The following is a 22,140-nucleotide window of genomic DNA, read 5'->3' on the forward strand; positions in this document are numbered from 1 at the left end:
GTTAACAAGGGGCCAGAGCGGCTTGTGTTTCCGGTTGAGGCTTGTCTGCCTCGTTGCTTGCCATGTAATTCTGCCACCAGATTTCATACATCAGCATACTCCAGAGCAGCGGGGCATGATCGAACAATCCTCGCTGATGCTGGTCCCATATCAATCTTATGTGATCTTTTCGGAAGATCTGGCCAAGGCCCTGCCCTTTTTCAAAAAAATGCGCTTCCGCAATGCCCTTTAATTCTTCCCGGAACCAGGTCGCCAGAGGCGTGGAGAAGCCCATTTTTTTGCGGTTCAGAATCTCCGGCGGCAGCAGTGGCTCGAGCGCTTCGCGCAGCACAATTTTTTTATCGCCTTTATTGAATTTAAGCTCGGACGGAAGGCGGTTGGCGAACTCGATGATGCGATAATCCAGCAGTGGCGAGCGCAGCTCAAGGGAATTGGCCATGCTCATTCGGTCTGCTTTTACCAGTATGTCTCCGGGCAGAAAGGTTCGCATGTCGGTATACAGGATCTTTGCCAGATGGTTTTCGGAATCACACTGGTTGTAAACGTGCTCTGTAAGTTCACTGGGATGGTAATCGGCCAGGTCTTTCCGGAAATCCTCGTTCAGCAGGAGCTGCCAGATGTGATCATCAATGAAGGTATTGGTGACGTAGAAGGCCTTCGCCGGGTCGAGGCTCAGGCTGTGCATCAGGGAACTTGCGCGGCGCAGGAATTTTCCGGGTACTCTGCGTAGTGCCGGAGCCAGGTTACCCATGACTGCCCTTACAGACGAGGGAAACTTGTTCCTTAGCTGGTTCTCTCGCCAGTCGGTGGCGTATTTTTCATAGCCGGCGAAGATTTCGTCGCCGCCATCCCCGGTCAAGGCTACGGTTACGTCTTTCCTGGCGAGCTCGGATACCAGAAAGGTGGGTACCAGGGATGAATCCGCGAAAGGCTCATCCAGGAACCGGCAGATATCCAGCAGGCGTTCTGCAACGCCGTCCTCCACCGTGTGTTCCCGATGATCTGTCCGGTACTGGTTGGCTACGGCCTGTGCGAATTCGGTTTCGTTGAAGTCTTTCTCTTTAAAACCGATTGAACAGGTAGTTACGGTATGCCCGCCCTTGGCCATCATTGCGACCACGCCGCTTGAATCCACTCCGCCACTCAAAAATGCGCCCAACGGTACGTCACTGATCATTCGCTGCCGGGTGGCGTCTTCCAGTAGATCCAGCAGTTGGCCTTTCGCCTCTTCCATGCTCACGGACTCAGGCTCACCCATTTGCGGTGCCCAAAACCGGCGCACCTTTATCTTTCCCGTTTTGGTGCGGTGCAGGTGGCTGCCCGGCTCCAGTTTGTAGATGTATTTGAAGATGGTTTTCGGGTCGGGTACGTATTGGTAGGCAAAGAAATCGTAAACCGCGTCAGGGCGTATCTCGCGGGATACATTCGGGCACTGGAGCAAGGATTTGAGCTCTGAAGCGAACAACAGTTGGCCATCCTGTTCGGTGTAGTACAGGGGTTTTTTGCCAATGCGGTCCCGAACCAGATCCAGGGTGCCGGCCTCGTTGTCCCAGAAGGCGATGGCGAACATGCCGTTCAGTTTTTCGATGGCGGCCATGCCCTCTCTTGCCAATAGCGCGAGTACGACCTCTGTGTCGGTCTGGGTGCGGAAACCCACACCCTGGTTTTCAAGTTCTCTGCGCAGGGTTTTGAAGTTGTAGATTTCACCGTTGAACACCAGGGCGTATTGGCCATCGTTGGAGACAAAGGGCTGGTTACCGGCTTCGGAAAGATCAATGATGCTCAATCGGGCATGGCCCAGCACTGCGCCGTTGAACTGCCGCACTGCCTGGGCATCCGGGCCCCGGTGGCGAATGGAAGCGACCATGGCCTCAGCTAAATCGAGATGGCTGTCAGACTGATGAGAAGTCGTAAATCCTGCTATACCGCACACGTTAACAATCCCTATAAACGGATGTGCTTTCGCACAAGTGGCCCGAGTAAATTAACCAGCCTCAGGGGCAGACGGCGCCAGGCGTTCTCGAGCATGGGCCTGATCTTACCCGGCGCACCGGCGCCGGTTTCGCTGGCATCCATCCAGTTCTGCCACGACAGCAAATACGGCTGCGCGCCCCACTGCTTCTTGAACCGGAAGGTGCCCTCACCAAAGCTGGAACGGCCAAAATCAAAGACCCGGATGCCATTATTCGCACAATGTGACAGGAGTTCCCAGTACAGCAGCATATTAGGTGCCAGGCGGTTGTACTCGGAGAGCGACGAGGCCCAGGGTATGGCGGCATTCTGGCCGTTTTTCAGCACAATGCCCCCGGCTGCTACTTCACCTTCGAAATAAGTTACGGCAACAACGGCCTGATCACCAAAAGCCTTGCATATGGCATGGAACAGATCCTTGCTGTGCACAGGCGAACCAAGCGCATGCATATTGCGGCTGAAAACGTGGTAGAAATCTTCAACCATCTGATGGCTGTTACCGAGCTCTGTCGTGCAGCCATTTTTCATGGCTTTTTTTATCTGGCTGCGCAGTTTTGGCTTGAAAGCAGCCAACTGCTTCTCACTGTCTGCTTCCAGCTCAAGGATCATACTAACTTTCCGGTTGCCAAGCTCCGAAGCCAGGGTTTCAAAATCATAGCCCAGGCCCGTATTGTCTCTCTGCCGTACTTCCAGTTCGCGGGCGGCCATGGAATTTGCCAGTTCCACGGCTTTTTTCGTCATTAGCTCGCAATGGCCCACAGCGCCCACAGCGCCTCCTAAATCACAGAACGGTAAACTGACCATCGCCTTTTTTCGGGTCAACGGCTGTTCCATGAGTATCAACGGCAGTACCGCAACGATCCTGCCCTCTTGTTTGATGCCAATCGGATAAGGTTTATGGCCGTAGGCAGCCTCTATCGCTTCCATCCATTCAAATCTGTGGTAGGGAGTCGCAGACTCTGCACTGGCAACGAAGGTGTTCCAGTTCTCCCGTTCCTGATAATCAACCAGCACTGCCTCAGCCATGGTCTTTGAGAGCCCCCTCTTCTCTCAGGCGAAGAGCCGCTTCCGTGATGGCCAATGGTTCCACCTCACATTGGGAACGGAGAAAGTCGACCACGCTCTCAATGCGTTTCATAAGCCGATTTTTGTCCCTCTGGGACTGAACATAGCGTGTTGACCCCGGCAGAAGACTGGAACTGTGCAGATACATGTGGATCACCGGGCACTCTGCCTGAAGCATCTCTTTACACAGGGCAATCATGTCGCGGCTGGTGGAGAGTTCCGGGCTCAGATAGATTTTCCGGTGCAGCATCAGCGCCCATAGCACGCCGATCACGTGGAACCGGGCCCAGGCTGGCTGTTCAAGTGTCTTGTGTAGGCGTTGTGCCCTGGTAAACGGCCGGTGGTTGAAGCCTGCGGTTACCGGCAGCTCGATAAGTTCCGGGGTTGTCTGAAGGTAGGACATAGCGAGCGGCCAACTGTCGTAATCAGCACAGCTGAACCAGTCGTTTTCGTAAAACGGGTAGATGCTGGAATCCACGAGATAGCCCTGGTCCGCCAGTGCCCGCAGTATGTCATCGTTGATACCCCACCTCCCGGACCGAAACGACGTGGGTTGGCGGCCTGTCAGCTCGGTGATGGTGCTGGTCAGGGATTTCAGTTGCTCGCCAACAATGTCGATGGGCAGGTTTACAATGTGGGAGTCTGCTTCCGATTTAACGGGCACAATGGGTGGCGTTACCCAGGGATGGAGGTGCGACCCGTATTCGATGCCGGGATTGCTCTGGTAAAGGTCCGCCAGCAGATCCCGGGCATGGGGATTCTCCATCACCGCATAATCCAGGAAATAGCTGGTTTTGAGGCCCAGATCATTCAGCTGGCCCTGAAATGCCGGAAGATGGTCTACGTTCTCAACAGAAATTACCTTGTTCGGAAAGGGGCCATCCCAGTCCCACTCTTCTTCGGTATCCACACTGAGCACGAAATAGACTTTACGCATTACTGACCATCTGTTTTGCGCTCAGGTTCTTGAACAAGGCGGCGTACTCCTCCGCCATTGCTGCAGCAGAGAACCTGGAATAAACCCAGGACCGGCCAGCTTCAGCAAGCCTTGCCCTTGTGTCTGGGCTTTGCATCAGATTAGCCCATGCCTTTGCCAGAGAGCCTGTATCGCCAAAAGGAACCAGCACGCCGGTTTCGTCTGGTTTCACGAGCACATCAACGCCCGGAATGTCGAAGGCCGTCACGCAGACATTGGCGGCCATGGCCTCCATCAGGCAGCGCGGGATTCCTTCCAGGGATGAAGTGAGTACAAAAACATCAAATGCAGGAAGAAGTTGAAGGCGATCGTCCCGGAACCCGAGAAACTCCACTGCATCTGACAGCCCCAACTCGCTGGCCTGCTTCATCAAACGCGGTTTTTCCTCACCGTCGCCAATCAACACCAGGCGGGCATTCGGGTGTTCCCCATGAAACAGAGCAAAGGCTTCAAGGGTTGCCGCCAAGTTCTTGCGGCTGATCAACTGCCCGATATAGCCAATTGTGAAGTCCGAGGCATCGAGAGTTTTCGGGTCAGCGATCGCCGATTCAACCTCCGCAAGGTCCACGCCGTTATTGATCAGGCGAACGGATCGGGAATCAACGCCGTAATCATGCACAACGGTATTTTCGATATCTTCAGACAGGGGGCAAACCTGGTCAAACCAGTGGAAGGCTTTCCCCCCGAGCCACATGTAGGCTTTCAGACGGGTGTCTTCGGCGTTTTCAAAGCCGTGAGGCGTGCATACAGACCGCACGCCCGCCAACCTTGCTGCGACCACTCCAAGGATGTCTGATTTGTAGCCATGGGTGTGGATGATGTCTATCTGCCGCTCTTTGAGCAGCCTGGCAAGCCGGAACACAGCTAAAAGGTCGAACTTGGACGACATTCTGAGGCGGTGCTTCTGGCCTTCAGGCAGTATTGAGCGTGTAAGCACCTCATCAGACGATTCGGGCTCGTCAGTGATTGCGATGTGGTATTCAATATCATCATCCGTATTTGCCGAGACCAAGGCGTTGATCCAGCGCTCGGCACCGTAATATCCGGTAGGACAGATGAACTGCAGAACCCTGATACTCATTCCGTGAGCTTCCTCTTCAGCAAAAGCCGTGTACCCTTAACAGTACCTGCTGCGCGGGCCAGAAAATACACTGTATAAAAAAGTAGCAGAAACGGCAGCGGCTGGTCGTTTGATGGCTTGGCATACAACCTTGCGCTATAGAGACAGGCCGGCACAATCAGCATGATCGCGCCTGCAGCCCCAAATGGCCGCGAATACGTACCGGCAACAAGCACAACAAACCCAAGCACCATCCAGAACGGCAACAAAATACTCGGCCATTCTCTGACCGGCACCGTGCGACCTGCCAGCGATAGCAGGTTGTATTCAGAGCGCCAGATTTCCTTGGTAAATGTTTGTCGTAGCGATTTATCTTCGCCCAGATGCACGTAGTGGGTGCGAGAGGTGTAATAGAGCTCGCCAAGCCGGGACAGTTGTTCCGTATAGAAATAGTCCTCGCAGGTTTGCAGGTGCTCCGGAAAGCCCCCCACCTGCTCGTGGGCCGAACGTTTTACCAGAAGGTTCCTGCCGGGAAGAAACTGGACAGGCTCATCCAGACTGACATTGCTGAGCGCTGTTCTGAGACGTTCTACCCGGCCGGCGCTTTTTGAGTTTTTCTGCATGGCGCTGACCAACACCCGGTCGCTTTTTTCTGCCAGCAGGCCGGCGCAGACTTCCAGCCAGTCTTCTGCCAGGCCGATATCGGCATCCAGAAACGCAACCAGGGGCGCACGCCCGGCTGCCACGCCACGATTCCTCTGGTCAGAGATGGACGCTGCATCGGGCGCGTACAGAATGTTCAGTTTATCGTGTTCCACGAGCGGTAGCCGATGCTCGTTTTTCGTGACCACGGTTATACTTTCCACCTGCTCGATTCGGCTCTGGGCCAGAATGGTCCGAACGGTTTCCTGGAGCATTTCCGGGCGACCCATGTGGGGGATTACAAAATCAACGGTATCCATTTGTCCCCCTCATCGACCGCTCACGCGGCCCTTGAGCCACTCGATTTCGTTGGTTATCGAAAAGTCCCGCAGGATCTTCCGGAGATCCCGCAAAAAACGCTGCCTGATGCCTGATTTACTTACCCTTACCTGCTCTAGCGGCATCAGCGGGTATGGCGAACTGTCGCGTTCCAGACACCACTCACGAACACCCAGATTCTGAGCTACGATCGCCTGAATTCTGGTGGTATGGGCTTCAGGAGACTCTCCAAGCGTTTTTACACAATAGTCCCAGAACAGGTCTGCCCGTCGCCGGAAAGCTTCTGCCCTTGCCGGATTGAAATAGGCTCCGTAATACAGCACGTTGGCCTTTCTTAAATCCTGTGCAGCCCAGGTATCCGTTGGGAACTCAAGGGCATCCGGATTGGAGAGGTAGGTCTCTTCGTACTTCAGCACCCATTCGGCGTAGTGCAGGAAAGAATGGCGGGCATAGGCATAATGATGATCCGGCTGTTCGAGTTGCTCCTTGAGCAGGAGGTACCTGGCAAGTGATTGCAGGAATACGATGTAGAACCAATGCTCCTCAACGTTCGCCAGATCCCGGGCCGCAAGATCATCATCCGGAGACAATGTTTCGATGATGATGCGATGCATTTCATCCAGCAAACCGCCATCGCCCTCGATCAGGAAGGCATCGATGAGGGCACTGAGATAATTGCCTGTGCCCCGGTCAAGGGGGTATTTGTACCCTTCCTCCATGTAGCCGACGTTAGTCATTTGTCCGGCTTTAAGATCGACCGTGAGCAATCTGTGCAACCGGCCAAGTACCGTCGGTGAGCCATTATAGAAACAGCGCACCCATTGGCTCAGCCCGATGGCCGCATACTTGAATGTATCGTCGCCAGACAGGAGGTATCGTAGAGCAAGCCCCGAAGGATAGCAGTGCTGGCCGCCCGGTCCCCCACCGCCTTGGTGCCCTTCATAGGCGTACTGATGGTCTTTCGAGTAGGTACGATGAGTGGCGGTAAGCGCTGGCAGATAATGATCCGTGTGCCAGAAGAGGCCGTTGTTGTATTCAGCTTTGTCCTGATCGGTTTTATAGATGTCGATATCGACCACATGTTGCGCCAGATCGCACGCCAGTTGATGCCACCGCTGGTCTCCGGTGGCCAGATACCTTAATGAAAATCCCAGTATCGGGTCGTACTGGTTGTTGTAATGGGAGACGAAGATTTCTTCGTCAGACGAATTCAGAGCTTCATGATCGGCGTAGAGCTCGCCGAAATTCCGCCAGCCGTATTCATCACAGACTTCACGTTTTTCTTTAAACGAACCAGGCCCTGAAAGGTTGTTATCCAGCAGGTCGGTGAGCTCACTGGTTGCAACTACCCTGCGCCCCAGAATCACGCCGGTGTGGTCGATATAGCCAGGATCGTAGGTGAAACTGGCACAGGGAACTGTAAACCCGATATCACATTGCCAGGTTTTGGCTTCTCCAGGCTGCAGTTCGGTTTCCCTTGGAAACAGCCGCCAGGAAGTCTCTTTGGCTTTTACTTCAAGAGAGGATGGAAAATTTTCCCAGAAGTCGCCGGGGATCAGGTATCTCCGGGCGCTCGGGTTGTCGAACCGAACAATCGGGCTGGCACGTAAACCCTGGGCCAGGTGCCCACCCTCGTTATCAAAGAGCTTGAAGCCACGCTCGGGCACGGTTGACTGGCCATTCTTGTCAACATGAACCGGCGAATCCCAGTGTTTCCCGCCACTGCCATACTGGACTAACACACCCTCTGGATAAGACCGTTCAAACGCCGGATGCGCTGCCAGATCCTGGAGTTCCAGTCTGGTGTCGGAAGCCTTCGGGTTGGTCACTTTCACTGAAAAACTGTCGATGTATAGGCTGTTGGGATCACCCAGGTCCCAGCAACCATTGGGGTGTAGGCTGGCCCTGCGGTTATGCACTCTTGGCTTGAGCTCGATGTGTCCGGTTGCCGGCACATCGGTCACACGAAGGGAGACCTCCAGATCACGAATGCCCTCAACCTCGAACACCCACCGGTAGTCGGCACTTAGCCTTCTCCGCTCAACCTGGTTTTGTGCCAGCTTCAGTCGACGTTCAGCGCCCTCAACAGATATCAACAATTCTGCCTTGATGTCATTACCGAGAGAAAACCGGCATTTCTCACCGGCAAAATCCCCTTCAATAGATGAGGCCGGATGCTGCCTCGCCGGGCCCTGCCCCGATCCTCCGGTTTGCTGAAGGAAAACGGCGCCGGACATTTCTCCGACAAGATCCACCAGGACCCATTTGACGGAACCGTCGTGCCATCGGGTTATGGTGCTGAACTCTGCGTCGATTTTTTCCCCGCTTTCGGATGCCAACTCAAGGTACTGCGCATCCTCACACACACCTTTCTCAATCGGGAGGCCAAAACGCAGCCATTGCAAAAGGTTGTGGGGGTTATTCACCGTGCCTGCAAATACGCCGGAGCCAGCCATTATGTCGTGGCCCCCTGTGTTGATTCAGCGTATCGGCTCCGAACGACTTTACCGGGATTGCCCGCTACTATTGATCCGGGGGGAATGTCGTTGGTAACCACGGTACCTGCACCGATAATGCAATCCCTGCCAATGTTCGCCATGATGATGGCGCCATTGCCAACCCAGGTATTTTCGCCGAGAGATATTTTGGTGAATTCCCCGCCCTGCAGGCGAACCGGGGTATCCGGATCATCAAAACGGTGCTGGTTCTTGCCGCTCAACAGGTGAACGCCGCTCCCGAGGAGGCAGTTACGGTGGATTGCGGATAAGCCGATGTTGCATTGAGGGCCGATATAGATGCCGCTGTGCAATTCGGTATCCCGGTGGGAAAACAGGGTGCCAAATCCAATATAGCTGTCGCTCGCACAATGGCTCATGGCGCAGCGGTAGAAAGCGATTCTGAGATAACTGCCCAGCAGCCCCGGAAACAAGGACATGGTTTGGGAAAATCCGGCGAACAGGCTGTCCTCCCGGCTGACAGGGCGTAACAACCAGTACAGAATAACCAACGGGCTAACCGCGATGAGGGCCCCGATCCTGATTGCTTTCTTTGCGATTTCCATAATACCCGTCACGCGCAATCCTTTACTTCTATTGCCCTGGCAAGACCCTGTAGAACACTGTCCCAGCTGTATTCCCTCTGGATGAGCTCTGCTCCGTTCAGCGACAAGCTGTTGTAGAGCGTTTCTGTTTCAAGAATCTTTTTTATGGCCTCAAAGAATTCTTGTTCAGTATCGGCTACAAGAATGTCTTCTCCCGGGGTTGCATTAATTCCTTCCAACCCGAGGCGGGTTGTTATAACCGGAAGGCCACAGGCCAGAGCCTGAAGTATTTTATTCTGCACACCCCGGGCAATCCGAAACGGCGCTACGAAGATGTCGGCTTTCTGATAGAAAGGCACGATATCCTCCACTAAACCGGTAACGGTAATGCCGGGCAATTTTCCCAGCTGCTTTATTCTGGAACTCGGGTCCATGCCGGCAATAATGAACTCTGCATCCGGCCATTCTGCTCTTATTCGTTCCCAAAGCACATCGACAAACCAGAGGACGGCATCTTCGTTTGGTTTGTAATTCATGACGCCTGTGAACAAAAACGTCGGTTTACGCGCGGCGTCCTCCTCGCGGACCGGGAAAAAAGAACTGGTATTTATCCCGTTACCAAGCACACTCAGTTTCCGGTTTTCAGGCAGCTGCATGGAGAAGAGATCCACCTCGTTCGCCGAAATAAAGAAACATTCGTCAAACCGTTGGTAGCTTCTCAATTCTACCCGGTTGATGAGCCTCGCCTCCCGCCCATACACCAGTTTCATTGGTAAGCCGGAACTTGCCTGATACTGCCGCCATTTATCGGAGTCGAGATCCATAAAGTCCATAATCAAACGAAGCGGCACTGGTTTGTCCCGCCCTGTTAATTCAGGATTTCGGAAAACATAAGGCGCCATGGCGGAGCCGGTGCACAGCACTGTATCGTAATCTCCGGAACTCACCAGCCTGTCGAAAGTTTTTTGCAGTCCGGCGCTGTAAAAATACGAGAGTGTCAAAGCGTCGTTTGTTACCAAACCCCGCGCCAGCCTCAGCCACTTGGGCCGAAGCGGAAACATGATTGTTTTTATTTTCAGGCGCTCTTCCAGCGCTTTGCCGTAGCTGATTTCTTCGGCATGCTCATAAGGCGCAAGAACCGTTATTTCATGGCCGCAGTCAGCCAGATACTGGATCTGATGAAACGTTCGGATTTTTTCACCCTTGTTTGCGGGGAATGGTATCCGGTGGGACAGAACAACGATCTTCACATCAATTCCCAGCGATTCTTTATGGTTCTTGCGGCTCGCTCAGCGCGGAGTTTCCAGCGATCTCTCTGTAGTCCAGCGCGAACCAGGTATTGATGTCGAACACCCAGTTGGCGCTTGTATCTTTCTTCTCCGCCCATGAAGTCGTAAAAGTCGTAACCGCGATCGAGATAATCCTCTACGCAGAGCGCGTGGCCGAGCATACCGGGTTTCAGCCGGTTGTCCGTCTCCGATCGGATGCCTGCAAGGTAGAAGTAGATCCGGTTCCGGTAGAGAAAGTTGTAAAAGATTGCGATGACCTCTTCGCCTGCCTTGAGCACGATCAAATCCACTGCACCGGCCTTCCAGTTAGTCCTGATGAAGCTTTGGTGGAACCGCACGAAGTCCGGGTTGGCGAACCCGCTTTCTCCCGTTTTATCACCCCACCGTGCGAGGTGGTATGGCGCGATTGAACCCCATACAAGATCAGCTTCTTCGTGAGTTTTTGGTCGCACCAACGTTACGGCGCCAATTTGCTCGTAAAGCCTGAGACTGCGACGAATCTGGTGCCTACTGTTTGCAGATAACGAATCGAGATAACTTTGCCCACTGGATCTGAGAGAGGACAGATCAATACCAAAACAGGGCGCTTCCCAGCGAACATGGGAAACTAGACCTGAAGCCTCTGATACCGACTGCACGTAATTTTCATCGGCTGCGCCGATAACAAATTCATCCCAATCGGGCTCTCTCCGTTTGAGATGGTTCAGGCACGCTACCGCCACGGCGGACTCATACCCCCGGCCTGAGAGAAATCCATTGTATTCGATCCAGATCTGGTCCTCCGACTCCACGCCGGTCTGATGCAGGTACAAACACCGAGAGCGAAGAACGGCATGTCTACGCTCAATCGACCGTACTACAATGCCCAAACCAACAAGCCGGGTACCCTGTGTAACCCGCAGCACTTTGGCTTTGGGTTGGAAAACAGATAGCCACACTCCAATCCATTGCCATGAAAGGAATACGGTGTTGCTGGCCCACTGCTCGAGATCCCGCCATTCTTCAGCAAGTTCTTCTGGCTCAATGCTGCTCTCTTCGCAGCATAGTTCGGTAAGACTCGCAGCTTGCATTAGTGGCTTAACTCCATGCCTGCCGCTAACTCCCGGTGCCCATCAGAGAAAAGCCATGGGTCAGGACAAGGCGTAATGTAAACTGCTCTTGATCATTCCGTTCCAGCTTGCTTCGCAGGTAGGACTGGTTGAAGTCAACGCTGAACGATGTGTTCTCCGCCAACTGCCGGGTCCAGCGAGTGTTTAAGCTGTGGATCTGATCGATGATGGTACCCTCATCTTCGCCCGCGTCTCCCTGCCAGCTATAACCAAAACTCAGCCTTTGAAGAGACGTCAGCTGTACCCCGAGGTTAATTCCGGTCCGGTATTCATGGGTGGTAGCCCCTGTAATCTGCGACTCGAGCACGGAAGCCTCAGCCACGAGTCCCAGTGTACAAACGTCGCAAAGACGGGAGGTGTTGTGGGTTATCGAAACGGAGTCACTGACAACCAGATCCCTGATTCGAATGGAGTCTGGCAAAAAGTCCAGAAACTCCGGAATATTGAGGGACAGGTCGGTAGTACTGTCTGACAGACGGCGGTTGTATGCCACAGTGGTTTGCGATTCATCGGAAGCCCACGTGCGGTTCACGAAGCCCGTTCCCGCATCACCGTCGGATTCGGAACCATCAGCAAACTCGGTCTCAGAGCGACTGGTTCCTACACCGATGCTGAATGAACCGTTCTCCAGGGTACGGTTATAAATGACCTGAGCGGAATCTATTATCGTGTCCAGGCCGTCATCATCAGACCAGCTCCTGCTTCCTACCAGACTTGCTGAAGATCTCTCAGAAAGACGACGGGTAAGATCCGCTGATGCGGTAAACGACTCGCCTCCGTTCAGCTCACCTTCACCAAAGCTTTTGCCCGCCTGGCCCGAGAAACGCAATGTGGTTAAGTCGCCTGGAAAAAATCGGAGGCCCGCGCCAGCACTCAGCGTGTTGCGGGTATCGTAGCTCGAAGGGTTTACAACGAAACCGGTGTCGTTTCGTACTGAGCTGACAGTGTGGCCCAGGTTAAAATCAAAGCGGCTTGCCGGATCAAAATGGACGAACCGCGATGCTCCGGTCACCGAGCTACTGTCGGTTTGTCCACCTCCAAAGGTATCCCTGCGGGTTTCGAGCGTTCCACCGTACTGCAACTGGAGGGAATTGGCGCCGCTTTCCAGATTACCGCCGAGGCTTCCGGACAGGCCGACACTCGGCTCGGTATTGGTGTCTGTACCAGAGCCGGTATCTGTTCTGGTGTAGGTCAATCCGGTAAACACCGAGCCGGAACCGTAGATCGATGTTACCTTGTCACTCAGGCCCTGCCCCGAAGCATTTGCGCCCAAAATGCATAAACCGATCAAGATGGGTGCCTGGAGCCGACGTGCCCTGTCCACTCTGAGCTGCATGAGCTTACTCCTGAAAAACCAGGCCAGAGAATTTATCGGAATCCAGTACATCAACGGACTCCGAGATTTCCTCAGCGGTCACCTCTCCGAAAGGAACGCCAAACACGACCTGGTCTGCAAATCGCTCCAGAATCCGGGCTTCAGTGTTATCCCGAAAAGGTGGGGCGTTGATGATAATACACCGGTCCGGATAGCGAGCTTTAAGCTCATTCATCAGATCCCGCATACGCACCGCAGAGAATAGCTCAACAGCCGAAGATACCTGTGTGCCTGCAGGAATCACGGAAAGCCTGGCAACACCACTAGGGTATAGAATATTTTTGATTTTTAGTGAGGAATCTGCAACGAAATCGGTAACACCCGCGGTCATTGGACTGGAAACAAGGTTTGTCAGCGCTTCGTGATAGGGATCACAATCCACAAGAAGTGCGGAAGTATGCGAATCCATGGCAAAGGAAACCGCGAGGTTAAAGGCGGTCAAAACAGAACCCCCTTTATCACCCAGGCTGCTGAAGAGTACCGTGAAGTTTCCCTCACCTGCTTTGTTGCGGAGCTGAATACGCAGCTCCCGATAGGCATCCATCACTTCTTTATCCGGCATGCCGGAGTAGATGATTTTGCGCTCTCGAAGCTGGTCCCTGCTCCAGGGTTTCGGGTTGCCAATCAGAGCCAGAGAGACTGACGAGTCATAGACTGTTGGGGCGTTCTCACCATCGTCTGTATCGATTCTTACCCAGTTCGGCTTCAATCGGTCGGAACCCGCGAAAGGTCGTTCTTTCCGAAAGTTTTCCTCCGGTCTGGCCTCACCACGCTTTTGCTCAAGTAGACGCCGCTCTTCCTGACTTTTCAGCAATGCGTTGTAGAGCTTGTTATCGTCCATCAATTGCCCCCAAGACCAGTCAACTCCCTGACTCTCTCGACCAATTGGTCAGGCGTAACCCCCATGACGCTGAACAACAGCACTGCGAGATAACCAAGCATAAACACCACCAGGATGAACAGGATAAACAGGACATCTTTTCTAAGAAGCCGGTCTTTCCAAGTGCTACGGTAATGGGGGATGGTTGTAATGACAGGGATGGTCTCCGGCAGTGCCAACTGCAAGGCCCGGGGAGACCGCACCCGTTGATCAAACATTACCAGCATTGTCAGCAAGCCAAGAACGGCGGCACTGCCAAGAAAAGGACCTGCAATACCGACCTGATATAACTGCAGGCCATCCCAGGTAGTGGGATAGGATGCCGGTTCCTGGATTTTGTAACTGACCCCTTCGCCCTGAACGTCCAGAGTCATCGACAGCCGAGCTTTCTCCCGCCGTTGCAACATATCTTCGTAGACACCACGGGTAACGTCATAGTCCCGGGTGAGATCAGACAATTCAGCCTGGTTCTGTGCCACTCGCTGGGACCGCTCGAATGCTTCTTCCAGCAAACGTTGCAGGGACGCCAATCGATTTTTCTGTACCTCCAGGCGAGTTGTACTTTCAGAAAGCTGTATTTTCAGATTTTCGTACACCGGATTTTCCAGTACTTCCGTGACCGCACCCTCGCGGGCTCCATCGCCCTCCGTTGACTTCTGCCGCTCAAGATCTGCAATCTGATCCTTGATGCTGACTATATCGGGGTGTTTTTCATGGTATTTCAGTAGCAGGGAATCAAGCTCCTGGTACATGGTCGCAAGACGCCTTTCGATAGAGGACTTGCCAGGATCGACTGTAATTCGGCGTACGGGTTCTTCTTCCTGCAATTGAGCGCGGGTCAGGCGAACTTCCGACTCGGTCTGCTGGATTTCGAGTTTCAGGTTTTCGATGTCCCGACGTAGTGATTCGATCCGTCCCTGAACGCTGCCCTCCGTGCCGTCCTGATTGGCAGCCTTGAACTCCTTCAGTCTTTGCTCAGCTTCCTCCAGCTGACGCTGGTAGGACTTGACCTGCGAATCTATGAACTCAAACGCACCCTGGCTTTCTGACCGCTTCTTCCGTACCGTTCTCTCGACGAAGCGATTCAGAACCGAGCTCAGCACTCGGAAGGACTCGTCAGGGTCGCTACTGGTGTAACGCAGCTCCAGGAAGTTCCCGTTGGTAACACGCAAACGGATCTGGTTTCTGAGCTGGGAAATAATGCCGTTGCGTTTCTGGTCCGTTTCTCCTCCCATTATCAGACCAGTATCAAGACCAACTTGTTCGAGAAAAGAGCGGCTTTGGAGCATTTCGCGGGCTTCATTAATACGATCGATCTGTGTGACTTCTGCCTGTCCTCTCAACAGGGGCTGCAGGATATTCGATTGATCCGCATATAAAACGGCCTCCGAGGTGTACTGTTTGGGCATGAGATAGCCAAACGTCAGAACACCGGCGGTAACCAACATAAAAATAACAACTGCAGCCACACGTTTGCTGTATAGCTCGAGCTTCACTGCCCGCAAAATATCCAGAATGAACTGGATGTCCATCAGAGCTCACCTCGGAAAAGATCTTTTCTTGGCACGCTGATTACATCTCCTGGTTGCAGGGGATGGTTCGTGCGCATATCACCATCACTCAAGATTGCATCCAGATCGAGCGAGTAGCTCTTGTATTCGCCATCAATTTGCCGATGAAGAATCGCGCGTCCACCCGCCCCAAAATCGGTTACTCCGCCTGCCATGAGCACTATGTCTAGCACTGTCATGCCTGGCTGAAATGCAACGGACTGAGGTGAAGCGACCTGGCCGGTAACCCGGATGCGATTGCGGAACTCTTTGCTCGCCGGACTGGTGACCATAATAGTGACTTCTGGAGTACGAATATACTCGCCAAGCGCAACGCTGATTTCTGAAGCCAGCGCCTCCGGCTCTTTGCCTTCGGCTTTTACGTCTCCCATAAGGGGCATTGATATAAATCCGTCAGGTCGAACAACGATGGATTGTCCCAGTTCCGGATTACGCCAGACATGAATCGAAATGGTATCTCCAACGCCAATCTGATACGGCTCCGGTTCCAGCTCGGAAACCGGCGGCATTTCAGAAGAGGACGGAAGGCCGGAGCACCCCCCCAGAACGAGGACAAGCGCTACTATCATTACCTGCCGCAAGTAACTGAACGTACACATAAATGTTCTCCAAATCCCTGTTGTTATACTAGTCATCATCAGCGCACACCCTTTCCAAGGAGCACTACCTCAACGGTTTGAATCATGATCAAAAAGTCCATTACCAAACTGTGATTCTTGGAATAGTAGAGGTCGTATTCAAGTTTGCCTTTGGCATCCTCCACCGATGCACCATACGGATATTTAAGCTGTGCCCAGCCCATTAATCCAGGCTTCACGTAATGACGTGTGTCGTAAAACGGTATTTTTTCCTTCAGTTCAGAGACAAACTCCGGTCGTTCAGGCCGGGGACCAACGATGCTCATTTCGCCCTTGATCACATTATAGATCTGAGGAAGTTCATCCAGTCTGGTATTGCGGATGAATGCGCCAACCCTTGTTACGCGGTCATCGTTCGTAGACGCCCAACGGGGCTTACCGTCTTTCTCGGCGTCCTGCCGCATGCTGCGGAACTTATAAATCCGAAATTCCTTCCCAAGCATGCCTACACGTTTCTGGCTATAGAGTATCGGCCTTCCTGTTTCCAGGAATACCGCCAAAGCCGTGAGGATAATGAAAGGAAACATTACTGTGAGTAATGTAAGGCTGATGACGAGATCCAGGAGCCGCTTGGCAAGCGCTCTGCTCTTTGATGCCTTGAACCCCTCGGAGAAGACGATCCAGGACGGGTGTACCATATCCAGCTTCGCCTTCTTTAATTCCCTTTCATAAAATTCGAGGCCACTAGTGACTGCGATGCCCCGCAGCTTACACTCCATCAATTCAGGTACCGGAAGCCATCCTCCTTCGGCACGACGGCGCTCCTGCTGAACTACAACAATTTCGGAGACCTTGTTCTGGCGGCAGAACTCGTAAAAATCTCGCGGTGTAGGGAGAAGTTTGTCGTCTGCAACCGACCGGGTGGGAGTGTCGGCAATGCAGCCAATAATCCTTACACCCAGCGCCTTCATGTTGGTTTCATATTCCTCAAGCAGTGAGGCAGCGAAATCTCCCGCGCCAAAAATAACTACACGACGCACAACCTGTTCCGAATCCACAATCCGGAGAAATACAAGACGAAGCAGAATCACCGCCAGGGATGCAAGAATGACGGCCCAGAACAGGTTGGCACTGCCCGGATCCGCGGTGGGCATGACCATGTAGAGCACGGTCAGCCCGATCCCACCTACAAAACAGTAGGCTACCAGGGTGCGAAAAAACAGGGAGGAGAGACTTTCGTGGACCATGGCCAGATAGCCACCCATCGCGAGCGTGCCACTGCTGAGAATAACGGCGAAAAGCAGCGCAGAGACCAGATCGACAGACATCGGAGCGTGATCGATACCTGCGAAGGTCAGAAAAAGGGTGAGTAACGAAAAAATTGCGAAGAGAAGCCCGAACTCCAGTACGGCCAGTACCAGGTAGGGTATGTGCAGGTAATGTTTACGGAACCGAATATATGACACGCTGAACTTCCTTGTCGTCTGTTTGACAATCAGCGACAGACCGACTTCGAATTATCCCGGCGGCAAACCACCCTGGGCCACCGGTACCTCTTTATATACTGTGCATTCTGCGCTCAGCAAAACGCAACCTCAACACGATTGTATCTTTGTGTAACACACTTTTACATTCTTTTATGATTCGGTTGATTTTTAACACCAACTAAAATTGTATTTAACGGATAGCTGAGTGAAAATCGTCCTGTCGGTGGTGAATTGGGAAGGAGTACCCATGTCTAGCCCGGAAGCAAAATCGCCTTTGCACGCAATGAGTATTGATGTTGAAGACTATTTCCACGTTGCAGCGCTCTCAGGGGTCATCAGTGCCGAACAATGGGGCTCGCTGCCAAGCCGTGTCGAGCAAAACACCGAACGTCTTTTGGAGCTCTTTGACAATCACAACGTCAAGGCAACCTTTTTTGTTCTGGGCTGGGTCGCTGATCGCTTTCCGCAGCTCATCAGAAAATTGGCGGACCACGGTCACGAGATCGCTTCTCACGGGTACAGCCACCAACTCATTTACAACCAATCTCAAGAGACTTTTCGGGAGGAAACACTTCGCTCAAAGAAGCTCTTGGAGGACATTATCGGCCTCGAAGTAAACGGATACCGGGCGGCCAGCTATTCGATCACGAAAGACTCTCTGTGGGCACTGGATATTCTCAGCGAGGCGGGTTTTACCTGGGACTCGAGTATTTTCCCGATCCGACATGATCGTTACGGCATCCCCGGTTCGCCATCAGTGCCCTACTCCATCGAAACGGCAAACGGAAACATCATGCGGGAGTTTCCCCTGACAACCGCTAGTGTTATGGGAATGGCGATACCCGCAGCGGGTGGTGGTTATTTCCGCCAGTTCCCTTATCCGGTGTTTCGCTATCTGTTCCGCAATGCCTCAGGTTTTGGGGACCGTCCCCAGATGTTCTATCTGCATCCCTGGGAAATCGATCCTGATCAGCCACGGTACAGTGATGCCAGCTGGTTCTCTCGCTTCCGGCACTACACTAATCTTGACCGATGCTATGATCGCCTGGAACGGCTGCTTCAGGATTTCCGGTTTGGAACCGTCAGCGAAAGCTATAATGCCTTCGATTCGGATAAAACCCTTCTGCCAAGCAACCAAATGATCCGCCTGGCTTAGGCGAAGGATAGGAACTGACGATGTATTTGGAATTTTTCGGTCTCCATAGGCACCCATTTCGCATAACTCCAGAAGACGATTTCATTTACATGAGCCAGCAGCACTCACGGGCTTATGTCTACATGTCCTCAGCCATATGGAGCTCCGAAGGTTTTGTGGTCATCAGCGGGGAGATTGGCTCTGGTAAGACGACCTTGCTCAAGAAGACTATCCGCAACCTTGAGGGCGACTTAAAACTCCTCAATATTTCTTATACAAACCTCGAATCGAAGGATTTGTTTGGTCTTATCCTGCGTAAAGCCGGCATGAAGATCGAGGATGACAGCAAAGTCGCGATGCTGTTCCAGATCACAGAGTACCTGGAGCATATGGCTGCAGCTGGTACCCCGGTTGTTCTGACCATTGATGAAGCCCAGAACCTGACCCGGGAAAATCTCGAAGACATCCGAATGCTGACTGGCATGGAGAGTATGGGAGGGCCCTCTATGCGGGTTATTCTGCTCGGCCAACCGGAGCTTAAGAAGGCAGTCAGTGACATTCCTCAACTCTCTCAGCGAGTGAAACTGTTCTTCCACCTTGAGGGGCTGACTGCTGCCGAAACCGCCGAGTATATTGATTACAGGCTTCTTGTTTCCGGCCATGGTGGCAACAAGCTGTTTGATGACGATACCGTCCGTGAAATTCACAAGCTCAGCAAAGGCATACCACGCCTGATCAACAAGTTATGTGACGGCATGATGATGTGCGCCTATTCAGAGGACCGGCCATTCATCGATCCGTTCGACCTCAAAGGTATTCGGCGGGATTTGTTGGGTGAAGATACATCTACAGAAGCGCCACGCAGACAGGCCACCAGACGACAATCGGGTGGCGACGCAAAGGAAAGAAGACCGCAAAACAACCCGGCGATGCCATCAAATGATGCCCTATCGCGTATTGCGACAGCATTGGAACGTATTGACTCCCGCCTGGAGCAACTGACGTCAAGGTCTACCGAAGAGTCGCGAGAACCCGCCAGACATCCGGACAATGTGAAACCACTGTCGCCAAATCGGAAATAAATTTCCGACATAAGGTCCAGCTACAAATTCTAAATCAATCCCGGCACTGACGGAGAGGGCATGCCTGATATATGGGGCGTGGCGGCGCGGCCCCGGGTTGTCACCCGGCACCTGATGTTTCTCAATCAGGCTGATCAATACATACAAAGCGCGCCATCGCTCGATTTGAATCAAGGCCCTCGATTAAGGGCCTTTTCATTGCCTGCTCAAATCACGAATAGCTCCATAAACTGATTTACCGGAGTTATTTCCAGTTGATTCTGATCCGTGCATAACCAGCCGATCTTATGGCATTGCTGTGCCGGAAAGCGGGTGGCAAGATTGTCACGAAACTTTTCCTCCAGCAGCGGAAGACCATCCGCCCTGCGACGACGGTGCCCAATCGGGTATTCGACCGCCACCTGTTCAGTACTGCTGCCATCCTTGAAAAATACCTGAATGGCGTTGGCGATGGACCGCTTGTCTCCTTCCAGATATTCCCGGGTGTATCTCTCATCTTCAACCACTTCCATCTTTTCGCGAAGCTGATCGATGATCGGGTTTCCCGCGTGAAAGCTGTCTTCGTAGTGCTCCGCTTTCAAATGTCCAAAAATCAGAGGAACGGCAATCATGTATTGCAGGCAATGGTCCCGGTCGGCCGCATTGGCCAGATCGCCCTTCTTTGAAATTATGCGAATAGCAGATTCGTGGGTGGTGATAACAATCCGGTCAATCTCGTCCAGCCGGTCTTTCACTTGCGGGTGCAGACTAACCGCGGCTTCGGCTGCGGTCTGGGCGTGAAACTCGGCCGGGAAGGAAATCTTGAACAGGATGTTCTCCATCACATATGAGCCAAACTCCTGTGGTAAAGAAAACTGACGCTTGTCTTCAGGCTTCAGTTTTTGGTCTTTGTTGGTTTTGCTGAACAATACGTCGTAGAAGCCCCACTGCGGCGCAGTTAAGGCGCTGGGGATGCCCATCTCGCCGCGCATGGCGATATCGGCAAGCCTCACGGCTCGCGATGTGGCATCGCCTGCGGCCCAGGATTTTCTGGAGCCTGCATTGGGCGCGTGGCGGTAGGTCCTCAACGACTGACCATCAATCCAGGCGTGAGACAGAGCAGACAGCATCTGTTCGCGGTCGGCTCCCATGAGTTTTGCAGAGACTGCAGTTGAAGCCACCTTGACCAGAACCACATGGTCCAGCCCAACCCGGTTGAAGGAGTTTTCCAGCGCCAGCACGCCCTGGATTTCATGAGCCATAATCATGGCCTCCAGGACGGTTCGCATCGTTAACGGTTCTTCGCCTTCTGCAATCCGTTTTTGTGAGAGGTGGTCTGCAACGGCCAGTATGGCACCCAGGTTGTCTGAAGGATGCCCCCACTCTGCTGCAAGCCAGGTGTCGTTATAATCGAGCCAGCGGATAATACAACCAATGTCCCAGGCGGCTTTTACCGGGTCCAGCCGGTGCGGAGTCCCCGGCACCCTCGCGCCTTGAGGAACCACTGTACCTTCAACCAATGGACCCAGGTGTTTGGTGCATTCGGGGAACCGCAACGCCAAAAGACCGCAACCCAGGGTGTCCATCAGGCAGTAGCGAGCGGTATTCCAAGCTTCGTCGCTCTTTACTTCGTAGGTGAGAACGTAGTCAGCGATTTTCTGAAGGACTTCGTCGTAATCAGGGCGTTCGTTGAGATCAAATGTTGCAGACATAATGAGGCCTCCTTGCCCCAACTATAGATTCCGTTAGAGGCTGTCGCCAGGCACCCTCACCCAACCTTCCATCAAGACCCGCGCACTGCGGCTCATAATGGCTTTGGTTGCCGACTTGAGCTTTACATAGCCGACGTTATAAAAAAACATCACTCCAGCAAATCGTCGATATCAACCCGAAGGGCTTTCGCAAGTGCTTTTAGGACTTTTGTAGAAGCCGTTTTAGATCCCGCCTCGATTTGAGACACGTACGACTTTCCTATCCCAGCTACTTTGCCAAGTGATTCCTGGGTGTAGCCCCGATACTCCCTCCATATTTTAAGCGGATGCTCGTCGCCTAATAGGAGGCGCGTCGCGACCGATCCAGGAATCGCCTCATCCTCTCCGGTTGAAAGGGCCGCGAGAGCTGCATCGGCGTCTTGAATGTCACGCGCATCCTGAGCCATCTCCAGCAATTCCTGATACTCTGCGTAAGGAATCACCGCATATTCAGGTTTGCCTGATTTTTCAATAATCTGAACGCTCATTTGTAAACATCTCCTCTCGCACCAACTTTCAAAACCAATAAAACCAGCTGGCCATCATCAATACTGCAAATTGCCCTGTAACCGCCCTGACGGAGTCGCCAATAAGGCCTTCCCTTAAGGGGCTTCCAGTCTCCGTTGTAGCTTTCAGGATCCCGGGCGATCGATTCAAGTTCCGACATGATCTTTTGGGCTATGGGCCTCGGAATCTTTCGAAGCGCCTTAAGCGCAGATTTTTTGAATTTTATGGAATACATGGGGGGAGTTTACTAATTAGTTTTCTGTTAGTAAACCTTAGAGGTAGGCCGCGCTATTCTTGAGGAGAG

19 protein-coding genes are annotated in these 22,140 nt (G+C 53.0%); 2 read left to right on the top strand and 17 right to left on the bottom strand.

Features of this window, described 5'->3' with window-relative positions; translation table 11 throughout:
* Nucleotide 1 precedes the first annotated feature (1 nt).
* From asnB to KYE_RS07315, 14 genes are read right to left on the bottom strand one after another with little or no spacing between them, the layout of a single operon-like run.
* Nucleotides 2-1,933, bottom strand: coding sequence for an asparagine synthase (glutamine-hydrolyzing) (gene asnB / locus KYE_RS07250; protein ID WP_039881907.1), 1,932 nt, complete (start codon nucleotides 1,931-1,933; stop codon nucleotides 2-4).
* A gap of 11 nt (nucleotides 1,934-1,944) precedes the next feature.
* The gene (locus tag KYE_RS07255) at nucleotides 1,945-2,997 is read right to left on the bottom strand and encodes a FemAB family XrtA/PEP-CTERM system-associated protein (RefSeq protein ID WP_008171901.1); all 1,053 of its coding nucleotides are present in this window, start codon (nucleotides 2,995-2,997) and stop codon (nucleotides 1,945-1,947) included.
* Nucleotides 2,990-3,973 carry a hypothetical protein gene (locus KYE_RS07260; RefSeq protein ID WP_008171902.1) on the bottom strand — a complete coding sequence of 328 codons (984 nt, stop codon included), beginning with the start codon at nucleotides 3,971-3,973 and terminating at the stop codon, nucleotides 2,990-2,992. The genes KYE_RS07255 and KYE_RS07260 overlap by 8 nt, the downstream gene beginning before the upstream one ends.
* Entirely contained in the window at nucleotides 3,966-5,093 is a 1,128-nt protein-coding gene (locus tag KYE_RS07265) for a glycosyltransferase (RefSeq protein ID WP_008171903.1), read from the bottom strand. The genes KYE_RS07260 and KYE_RS07265 overlap by 8 nt, the downstream gene beginning before the upstream one ends.
* A complete protein-coding gene (locus KYE_RS07270) occupies nucleotides 5,090-6,034 on the bottom strand; it encodes a glycosyltransferase (protein ID WP_008171904.1) in 945 nt (314 codons plus the stop codon). Before KYE_RS07270 ends, KYE_RS07265 begins: the two co-directional genes overlap by 4 nt.
* 9 nt (nucleotides 6,035-6,043) lie before the next feature.
* Nucleotides 6,044-8,509, bottom strand: coding sequence for a hypothetical protein (locus KYE_RS07275; protein ID WP_008171906.1), 2,466 nt, complete (start codon nucleotides 8,507-8,509; stop codon nucleotides 6,044-6,046).
* On the bottom strand, nucleotides 8,509-9,126 hold the full coding sequence (locus tag KYE_RS07280; protein ID WP_227497782.1) for an acyltransferase: 618 nt from the start codon (nucleotides 9,124-9,126) through the stop codon (nucleotides 8,509-8,511). Before KYE_RS07280 ends, KYE_RS07275 begins: the two co-directional genes overlap by 1 nt.
* The gene (locus KYE_RS07285; protein ID WP_008171910.1) at nucleotides 9,123-10,343 is read right to left on the bottom strand and encodes a TIGR03087 family PEP-CTERM/XrtA system glycosyltransferase; all 1,221 of its coding nucleotides are present in this window, start codon (nucleotides 10,341-10,343) and stop codon (nucleotides 9,123-9,125) included. Before KYE_RS07285 ends, KYE_RS07280 begins: the two co-directional genes overlap by 4 nt.
* Nucleotides 10,340-11,452 carry a GNAT family N-acetyltransferase gene (locus KYE_RS07290; protein WP_008171912.1) on the bottom strand — a complete coding sequence of 371 codons (1,113 nt, stop codon included), beginning with the start codon at nucleotides 11,450-11,452 and terminating at the stop codon, nucleotides 10,340-10,342. Before KYE_RS07290 ends, KYE_RS07285 begins: the two co-directional genes overlap by 4 nt.
* A 25-nt stretch (nucleotides 11,453-11,477) precedes the next feature.
* A complete protein-coding gene (locus tag KYE_RS07295; protein WP_008171913.1) occupies nucleotides 11,478-12,827 on the bottom strand; it encodes a hypothetical protein in 1,350 nt (449 codons plus the stop codon).
* 4 nt (nucleotides 12,828-12,831) lie between these two features.
* Nucleotides 12,832-13,707 carry a hypothetical protein gene (locus KYE_RS07300; protein WP_008171915.1) on the bottom strand — a complete coding sequence of 292 codons (876 nt, stop codon included), beginning with the start codon at nucleotides 13,705-13,707 and terminating at the stop codon, nucleotides 12,832-12,834.
* Nucleotides 13,707-15,278 (bottom strand): XrtA system polysaccharide chain length determinant, encoded by a 1,572-nt coding sequence (locus KYE_RS07305; protein WP_008171917.1) that lies wholly within the window; start codon nucleotides 15,276-15,278, stop codon nucleotides 13,707-13,709. The genes KYE_RS07300 and KYE_RS07305 overlap by 1 nt, the downstream gene beginning before the upstream one ends.
* Nucleotides 15,278-15,916 (bottom strand): XrtA/PEP-CTERM system exopolysaccharide export protein, encoded by a 639-nt coding sequence (locus KYE_RS07310; RefSeq protein ID WP_008171919.1) that lies wholly within the window; start codon nucleotides 15,914-15,916, stop codon nucleotides 15,278-15,280. The genes KYE_RS07305 and KYE_RS07310 overlap by 1 nt, the downstream gene beginning before the upstream one ends.
* A 38-nt stretch (nucleotides 15,917-15,954) precedes the next feature.
* Nucleotides 15,955-17,361, bottom strand: a complete 1,407-nt coding sequence (locus tag KYE_RS07315) for a TIGR03013 family XrtA/PEP-CTERM system glycosyltransferase (RefSeq protein ID WP_008171921.1) — start codon at nucleotides 17,359-17,361, stop codon at nucleotides 15,955-15,957.
* Nucleotides 17,362-17,629: 268 nt separating this feature from the next.
* Between KYE_RS07315 and KYE_RS07320 the strand changes: the two genes are divergently transcribed.
* Together KYE_RS07320 and KYE_RS07325 are read left to right on the top strand one after the other, a co-directional pair.
* Nucleotides 17,630-18,538, top strand: coding sequence for an XrtA system polysaccharide deacetylase (locus KYE_RS07320; RefSeq protein WP_050898276.1), 909 nt, complete (start codon nucleotides 17,630-17,632; stop codon nucleotides 18,536-18,538).
* 20 nt (nucleotides 18,539-18,558) lie between these two features.
* A complete protein-coding gene (locus KYE_RS07325; protein ID WP_008171924.1) occupies nucleotides 18,559-19,599 on the top strand; it encodes an AAA family ATPase in 1,041 nt (346 codons plus the stop codon).
* A gap of 206 nt (nucleotides 19,600-19,805) precedes the next feature.
* Here the strand turns inward: KYE_RS07325 and prpD are convergent, their stop codons facing one another.
* From prpD to KYE_RS07340, 3 genes are all read right to left on the bottom strand, one after another.
* Nucleotides 19,806-21,290, bottom strand: coding sequence for a 2-methylcitrate dehydratase (prpD, locus tag KYE_RS07330; RefSeq protein ID WP_008171927.1), 1,485 nt, complete (start codon nucleotides 21,288-21,290; stop codon nucleotides 19,806-19,808).
* A 149-nt stretch (nucleotides 21,291-21,439) separates the two neighbouring features.
* Entirely contained in the window at nucleotides 21,440-21,817 is a 378-nt protein-coding gene (locus tag KYE_RS07335) for a helix-turn-helix domain-containing protein (protein WP_008171931.1), read from the bottom strand.
* Nucleotides 21,814-22,071, bottom strand: coding sequence for a type II toxin-antitoxin system RelE family toxin (locus tag KYE_RS07340; protein WP_008171934.1), 258 nt, complete (start codon nucleotides 22,069-22,071; stop codon nucleotides 21,814-21,816). Before KYE_RS07340 ends, KYE_RS07335 begins: the two co-directional genes overlap by 4 nt.
* Nucleotides 22,072-22,140 lie beyond the last annotated feature (69 nt).

The sequence above is a fragment of the Marinobacter manganoxydans MnI7-9 genome, assembly GCF_000235625.1.
GTDB lineage: Bacteria > Pseudomonadota > Gammaproteobacteria > Pseudomonadales > Oleiphilaceae > Marinobacter > Marinobacter manganoxydans.

Coding starts and splice junctions, on each gene's coding strand:
- KYE_RS07255 (WP_008171901.1), bottom strand. CDS start 2,997: ATGGCTGAGGCAGTGCTGGTTGATTATCAGGAACGGGAGAACTGGAAC.
- KYE_RS07260 (WP_008171902.1), bottom strand. CDS start 3,973: ATGCGTAAAGTCTATTTCGTGCTCAGTGTGGATACCGAAGAAGAGTGG.
- KYE_RS07265 (WP_008171903.1), bottom strand. CDS start 5,093: ATGAGTATCAGGGTTCTGCAGTTCATCTGTCCTACCGGATATTACGGT.
- KYE_RS07270 (WP_008171904.1), bottom strand. CDS start 6,034: ATGGATACCGTTGATTTTGTAATCCCCCACATGGGTCGCCCGGAAATG.
- KYE_RS07275 (WP_008171906.1), bottom strand. CDS start 8,509: ATGGCTGGCTCCGGCGTATTTGCAGGCACGGTGAATAACCCCCACAAC.
- KYE_RS07290 (WP_008171912.1), bottom strand. CDS start 11,452: ATGCAAGCTGCGAGTCTTACCGAACTATGCTGCGAAGAGAGCAGCATT.
- KYE_RS07295 (WP_008171913.1), bottom strand. CDS start 12,827: ATGCAGCTCAGAGTGGACAGGGCACGTCGGCTCCAGGCACCCATCTTG.
- KYE_RS07300 (WP_008171915.1), bottom strand. CDS start 13,707: ATGGACGATAACAAGCTCTACAACGCATTGCTGAAAAGTCAGGAAGAG.
- KYE_RS07305 (WP_008171917.1), bottom strand. CDS start 15,278: ATGGACATCCAGTTCATTCTGGATATTTTGCGGGCAGTGAAGCTCGAG.
- KYE_RS07310 (WP_008171919.1), bottom strand. CDS start 15,916: ATGTGTACGTTCAGTTACTTGCGGCAGGTAATGATAGTAGCGCTTGTC.
- KYE_RS07320 (WP_050898276.1), top strand. CDS start 17,630: ATGTCTAGCCCGGAAGCAAAATCGCCTTTGCACGCAATGAGTATTGAT.
- KYE_RS07325 (WP_008171924.1), top strand. CDS start 18,559: ATGTATTTGGAATTTTTCGGTCTCCATAGGCACCCATTTCGCATAACT.
- prpD (WP_008171927.1), bottom strand. CDS start 21,290: ATGTCTGCAACATTTGATCTCAACGAACGCCCTGATTACGACGAAGTC.
- KYE_RS07335 (WP_008171931.1), bottom strand. CDS start 21,817: ATGAGCGTTCAGATTATTGAAAAATCAGGCAAACCTGAATATGCGGTG.
- KYE_RS07340 (WP_008171934.1), bottom strand. CDS start 22,071: ATGTATTCCATAAAATTCAAAAAATCTGCGCTTAAGGCGCTTCGAAAG.